This window comes from Pseudomonas sp. NPDC087639, assembly GCF_044743385.1.
GTDB lineage: Bacteria > Pseudomonadota > Gammaproteobacteria > Pseudomonadales > Pseudomonadaceae > Aquipseudomonas.
On sequence record NZ_JBIUWI010000061.1, the window covers coordinates 1 to 6,437 of the forward strand.

Annotated in this window: 5 protein-coding genes and 1 pseudogene; 2 read left to right on the top strand and 4 right to left on the bottom strand. The window is 59.6% G+C overall.

Annotation, left to right across the window (positions count from 1 at the left end; translation table 11 throughout):
- Together ACIOVB_RS21545 and ACIOVB_RS21550 are read left to right on the top strand one after the other, a co-directional pair.
- Window positions 1–557 (top strand): annotated as a pseudogene (locus tag ACIOVB_RS21545) (beta-ketoacyl-ACP synthase I); the annotation flags it as partial.
- Between the two features lie 391 nt (window positions 558–948).
- A complete protein-coding gene (locus tag ACIOVB_RS21550) occupies window positions 949–1,137 on the top strand; it encodes a hypothetical protein (RefSeq protein WP_007917473.1) in 189 nt (62 codons plus the stop codon).
- Window positions 1,138–1,206: 69 nt separating this feature from the next.
- Here the strand turns inward: ACIOVB_RS21550 and ACIOVB_RS21555 are convergent, their stop codons facing one another.
- From ACIOVB_RS21555 to rlmD, 4 genes are all read right to left on the bottom strand, one after another.
- Complete coding sequence (locus ACIOVB_RS21555; protein ID WP_016987455.1) at window positions 1,207–1,749, bottom strand: DUF2058 domain-containing protein; 543 nt, start codon at window positions 1,747–1,749, stop codon at window positions 1,207–1,209.
- A 25-nt stretch (window positions 1,750–1,774) separates the two neighbouring features.
- Window positions 1,775–2,608: a nucleoside triphosphate pyrophosphohydrolase gene (gene mazG / locus ACIOVB_RS21560; RefSeq protein WP_401271185.1), complete on the bottom strand. Its 834-nt coding sequence runs from the start codon at window positions 2,606–2,608 to the stop codon at window positions 1,775–1,777.
- Between the two features lie 72 nt (window positions 2,609–2,680).
- A complete protein-coding gene (gene relA / locus ACIOVB_RS21565) occupies window positions 2,681–4,924 on the bottom strand; it encodes a GTP diphosphokinase (protein ID WP_401271187.1) in 2,244 nt (747 codons plus the stop codon).
- Window positions 4,925–5,025: 101 nt separating this feature from the next.
- A complete protein-coding gene (gene rlmD / locus ACIOVB_RS21570; protein WP_401271235.1) occupies window positions 5,026–6,402 on the bottom strand; it encodes a 23S rRNA (uracil(1939)-C(5))-methyltransferase RlmD in 1,377 nt (458 codons plus the stop codon).
- Window positions 6,403–6,437: the final 35 nt, after the last annotated feature.

Here is a 6,437-nt window from a genome sequence, read left to right on the forward strand (position 1 = left end):
CCGACCGTGACGGTTTCGTCATCGCTGGCGGTGGCGGCATGGTCGTGGTTGAAGAGCTGGAACACGCTCTGGCCCGTGGCGCGAAGATCTACGCCGAAATCGTTGGCTACGGCGCGACGTCCGATGGCTACGACATGGTTGCCCCGAGTGGAGAAGGCGCGATCCGCTGCATGCAGATGGCGATGTCCACCGTTGATACCCCGATCGACTACCTGAACACCCACGGCACTTCGACTCCGGTCGGCGACGTTGCGGAAATGAAAGGTGTGCGTGAAGTGTTCGGCGACAAGGCTCCAGCGATCAGCTCGACCAAGAGCCTGTCCGGTCACTCCCTGGGCGCCGCCGGCGTTCACGAAGCGATCTACTGCATGCTGATGATGGAAGGCAACTTCATTGCCGGTTCCGCCAACATCGACGAGCTGGACCCTGAAGTGGCCGATCTGCCGGTGCTGACCAAGACCCGCGAGAACGCCACCATCAACACCGTGATGAGCAACAGCTTCGGCTTCGGCGGCACCAACGCCACGCTGGTACTGAAGCGCTGGGAAGGCAAGTAATTCCCCTGGCTTGAGCCACACCTGAAAACGCCCCGACTGGTTCGGGGCGTTTTTTTTTGTCTGTAAAAAATCTTGCAGACACTACGCACTACCTGTGAGAGCGAGCCTGCTCGCGAATGCATTGTGCCAGTCCACATCTTCATTTCTGACCCACCGCATTCGCGAGCAGGCTCGCTCACACAGGGGATCCGTGTGTTTTGAAGATGAAACTTCTGTCATGCAACTTACCGCCCTGCGACTGAATGTCGCGGATTACGCGGGCTCCAGCACTGTTGCAAAAAACGCAACAACACCTTGCGCGAATCAGCCGTTTACTTAGCCTCCTAACAAATTCTATAACAGAGTCCTGCACACGCCTTGCTGCAGATAACTTGAGATTTGGAGCTAGCAGATGACTGTAAAAGTAACTGAACGCGACGATTCACACATGTCCCATGAAGGCGTAGCCGCCGGTATCCGGATCTGGGACGTGCATCAACAAGACCTGCTGGTCGGGATGTTCCATAACGAAATCGACGCCCACAACTACAAGGCCGAACTCGAAGTGCAAGAGCAGCAGCGGGATCTGAAATCCGCCTGATTAAACCACAGCATTGAAAACGACAAACCCCGCCATGAGCGGGGTTTGTCGTTGTTACAGCTTATCGATTTACCACATCAGATCGTCAGGGATCTGGTAAGCCGCGTACGGATCGTCCTCGGTGCTGACTTCTTCGGTCTGCACGTTGAGCTGCACGATGCGTTGCGGGTCGCGCTCCTGGATCTTCAGGGCCGCCTCACGCGGGATCACTTCGTAGCCGCCGGCATGATGGACGATCGCTAGCGAACCACTGCTGAGCTTGTTGCGCATCAGCGTGTTGACCGAGATACGCTTGACCTTCTTGTCGTCGACGAAGTTGTAGTAATCCTCGGTGGTCAGCTTCGGCAGACGCGAGACTTCGATCAGCTGCTTGACCTGCGCGGCACGGGCCTTGGCCTCGGCTTTCTCTTTCTGCTGACGGTTGAGCTCCTGGTCGCGCTTGACCTTCTCGGCCATGGCTTCCTGGGCGGCGCGCTGCTGCGAGTCATCCAGCTCGATCTGACCTTTGTGGGCCAGACGCTGCTGTTTCTGCTTGTCCTTGCTGACCTGTTTGGCCTGCTTTTGGTTGACCAGGCCTGCTTTGAGCAACTGATCGCGAAGGGAAATACTCATGGTGCTTACTCACTTGGGCAGTTGCTCAGCCGCAGCTAGGCAAATTCTTTTCCTGACGTTTGGCTTCACCCCACAGGGCGTCCAACTCTTCGAGGGTGCAATCTTCTATGGGACGGTGGGTGTCGCGCAATGCCTGTTCGATAAATCGGAAACGTCTTTCGAACTTGCCGTTGGCGCCACGCAGTGCGGTTTCCGGGTCGACCTTCAAATGCCGGGCCAGATTGACCACGGAAAACAGCAGATCGCCGATCTCGTCAGCCACCGCGACGGGATCGTTTTCAGACATGGCCTCGAGCACTTCGTCGAGCTCTTCGCGCACTTTGTCGAGCACCGGCAAGGCATCCGGCCAGTCGAAACCGACCTGCCCTGCACGCTTCTGCAATTTGGCCGAGCGCGACAATGCGGGCAACGTGGCAGGCACGTCGTCGAGCAGTGACAGTTGCTCGGGTGCGGCGGATTTCTCGGCACGTTCTTCGGCCTTGATTTCCTCCCAACGCTGCTTGACCTGCTCTTCGGTCAAACGCGGCACATCCAGCGGCGCATACAGATCGCCGCTAGGGAAAACATGGGGATGACGGCGAATCAGCTTGCGGGTGATGCTGTCGATCACCCCGGCGAATTCGAAGCGCCCTTCTTCCCGAGCCAACTGGCTGTAATAGACGACCTGAAACAGCAGATCTCCCAACTCGCCCTGCAAGTGATCGAAGTCGCCGCGTTCGATGGCATCGGCCACTTCGTAGGCTTCTTCGAGCGTGTGCGGGACGATGGTCGCGTAGGTTTGTCTGATGTCCCACGGGCAACCGTACTGAGGATCGCGCAGGCGGCTCATCAGGTGGAGCAGGTCTTCGAGGCTGTACATAAAAATCTCACTCAACCCTTTGCGATCTTGATCGTTCCCACGCGGAGCATGGGAACGATCAACGATCAATCTTCAAGGGGTGCGGTTACGCCGCGTTTCGATGATGTTCGGCAACTGGGAAATCCGCCCCAGCAGCCGCCCCAGCGCATCCAGACCCGGGATCTCGATGGTCAGGGACATCAGCGCGGTGTTGTCTTCCTTGTTCGAGCGGGTGTTGACCGCCAGTACGTTGATCCGCTCGTTGAGCAGCACCTGCGAGACGTCACGCAGCAGACCGGAACGGTCGTAGGCGCGGATAACGATATCCACCGGATAGGTGAGCACCGGCACCGGGCCCCAGCTGACCTGAATGATCCGCTCCGGCTCGCGCCCGCCCAGTTGCAGCACCGAAGCGCAATCCTGACGGTGAATGCTCACACCACGCCCCTGAGTGATGTAACCGACAATCGCATCGCCCGGCAGCGGCTGGCAGCAGCCCGCCATTTGCGTCATCAGGTTGCCGACGCCCTGGATCTGGATGTCGCCACGCTTGCCCGGTTTGTAACCGGTGGCTTTGCGCGGGATCAGTTCCAACTGTTCGTTGCCGCGTTCCGGCTCGACCAGCTGCTGCGCGAGGTTGACCAGTTGCGCCAGACGCAGATCGCCGGCACCGAGTGCGGCAAACATGTCTTCGGCGGTTTTCATGTTGGCCTTGTCCGCCAACTTGTCGAAATCCACCGCTGGCAGACCGAGACGCGTCAGTTCGCGCTCGATCAGGGTTTTACCGGCGGCAACGTTCTGGTCACGGGCCTGCAACTTGAACCAGTGAACGATCTTCGCCCGCGCCCGCGACGTGGTGACGTAACCCAGGTTCGAGTTCAGCCAGTCACGACTTGGCGTGCCATGTTTGCTGGTGATGATCTCGACCTGCTCACCGGTCTGCAGGCTGTAGTTGAGCGGCACGATGCGCCCGTTGATCTTCGCGCCACGGCAGTTGTGACCGATTTCGGTGTGCACGCGGTAGGCGAAGTCCAGCGGGGTTGCGCCTTTGGGCAAGTCAATGGCGTGACCGTCGGGAGTGAAGATGTAAACCCGATCCGGCTCGATATCGACCCGCAACTGTTCAGCCAGACCACCGATATCGCCCAGCTCTTCATGCCACTCGAGCACCTGACGCAGCCAGGAGATTTTCTCTTCGTAATGATTGGAGCCGGATTTGACGTCGGTGCCTTTGTAGCGCCAGTGCGCGCAAACCCCGAGTTCGGCTTCTTCGTGCATGGAGTGGGTGCGAATCTGCACTTCCAGCACTTTGCCTTCCGGGCCGATCACGGCGGTGTGCAGCGAGCGATAGCCGTTCTCTTTGGGGTTGGCGATGTAGTCGTCGAACTCTTTCGGAATGTGCCGCCACAGGGTGTGGACGATGCCGAGCGCGGTGTAGCAGTCGCGCATTTCCGGCACCAGCACACGCACGGCGCGCACGTCGTAGATCTGGCTGAATTCCAGACCTTTGCGCTGCATTTTGCGCCAGATCGAATAGATGTGTTTGGCCCGGCCGCTGATATCCGCGTCGACGCCGGTAGCCTGCAATTCATCCTTGAGCTGGGTCATCACATCGGCGATGAAACGCTCACGATCCAGCCGTCGCTCGTGGAGCAGCTTGGCGATCTGTTTGTATTGATCAGGCTCGAGGTACCGGAAGGACAAGTCCTCCAGTTCCCATTTGATATGACCGATGCCGAGCCGGTGCGCGAGCGGCGCATAGATGTCGAAGACTTCCCGGGCGACACGGTTACGTTTTTCGTCGTCGGCGGTTTTCACCGCACGAATGGCGCAGGTGCGTTCGGCCAGCTTGATCAGCGCGACGCGGACGTCATCGACCATCGCCACGAGCATCTTGCGCAGGTTTTCCACCTGCCCTTGCGTGCCCATGACCATCGACTGACGCGGACTGAGACTGGCGCTGATGGCGGCCATGCGCTGCACGCCGTCAATCAGCTTGGCAACCACCGGGCCAAAGCGCTGGCTGATTGCCGCCAGCTCGATCTGGCCTTCACGCACGCCGCGATACAGGACCGCCGCGACCAGCGAATCCTGATCGAGCTTGAGGTCGGCGAGAATCTCGGCGATTTCCAGGCCGGCGCTGAAACTGCCGGAGCCTTCGGCCCACAGATTCTTCTTGGCATTGGACTGTTGTTCGGCCTCGCGAGCGAACTCGCAGGCTTCTTTCAAGGCTTCGCGATCCAGTGCCAGATCGACACTGACCGCGTGATCGAGCCAAGCCTCGAGATTGATACTGCCGTCAGTGTTGATCGGCTGGTGTGCTCTCACCTGTACCATCTTGCTTTACCTTCCCTACGACGCAGATTCAATGCGTCAAATCGCTGATCTTCAACGCCCGTTTGCGCTCGCGGGGCTATTGCGAGCGCGGCACGGACAGATCAGACGGATTCAGACGAGCCATCCTGGCTCGCTTCAAATAACGCCATGGCCTCGACATGTGCCGTCTGTGGAAACATATCGAGAATCCCGGCACGTTTTAACCGGTAGCCCTGCTTTATCAATTCGACCGTATCGCGCGCCAGCGTTGCCGGGTTGCACGACACGTAAACCAGCCGCTTGGCACCCAGGGTCGCGAGCTTGCGCACCACCTCGAAAGCACCGTCACGCGGTGGGTCCAAGAGTACCGCAGAAAAGCCGTTTGCGATCCACTCGGCATCGGCCAGAGGCTGGGATAAATCGGCTTGAAAAAACTTTGTGTTATGCAAATTGTTACTAGCGGCGTTCGCAGCGGCGCGCTCGACCATGGTCTGCACGCCCTCCACTGCCACCACTTCGCGTGCGGTTTTGGCCAGCGGCAAAGCGAAGTTGCCAAGACCGCAGAACAGGTCCAGCACACGCTCGTCGCGGGTCGGTTTCAGCCAATCCAGCGCCTGCGCGACCATTGCTTCGTTGACGCCGGCGTTGACCTGAATGAAATCCCCCGGCCGGTAAGCCAGATCCAGATCCCACTGTTCCAGGCGATAGCCCAGCGATTGCGCGGCATCGACCGGTTGCGGCTCACCTTCACCATGCAGCCACAGTTGCGCTTCATGGAACTGGCAGAAGTCCTTGAGAATCGTCAGATCCGCCTCGGACAGCGGCGCCATGTGCCGCAGCAACACTGCCAGCGATGAACCGCTGAACAATTCCACATGGCCCAACGCCTGAGGCTTGCTCAAACGGCGAAGCATCTCCGGCAAACGGGTCATGATCGGTTGCAAGGGCTGTACCAGCACCGGGCACTCACTGATCGCGACAATGTCCTGACTGCCGGCGGCGCGGAAACCGACTTCGAGCGTCCTGGCTTTCATGTCCCAGCGCACAGCGATGCGGGCACGACGGCGATAGCCGAACTCGGGGCCGGTCAACGGGGCTGCCCACTCTTGCGGTTCGACACCGGCGACCTTCGATAATTGCTCGGCAAGCATGCGCTGTTTCAGGGCAAGCTGTTCGCTGTGGGGCAAATGCTGGACGCTGCAGCCGCCGCAACGGCCGGCGTGCTGACACGGCGCCGGACGGCGCAGTTCGCTGGCGGTGAATACGCGCTCGGTGCGCGCTTCGACCACTTTGCCATGGGTGCCGAGCACCCGTGCCTCGATCTCTTCACCGGCCAGGGCGCCGAGGACGAACCAGGTGCGGCCTTCGAAAAACGCGATGCCGCGACCGTCATTGGCCAGTCGCTCAATGCTCAAGCGCTGCTTTTTGCCGGTCGGGATTTGCGGGGCCTTGCTGCCGCCGGTGGGCTGGAAGCGCAGGCCTCTCTCGTGCTTGGCCATCAGTTGGGCGCGTAGAAAATGCCTGTCGACAGATA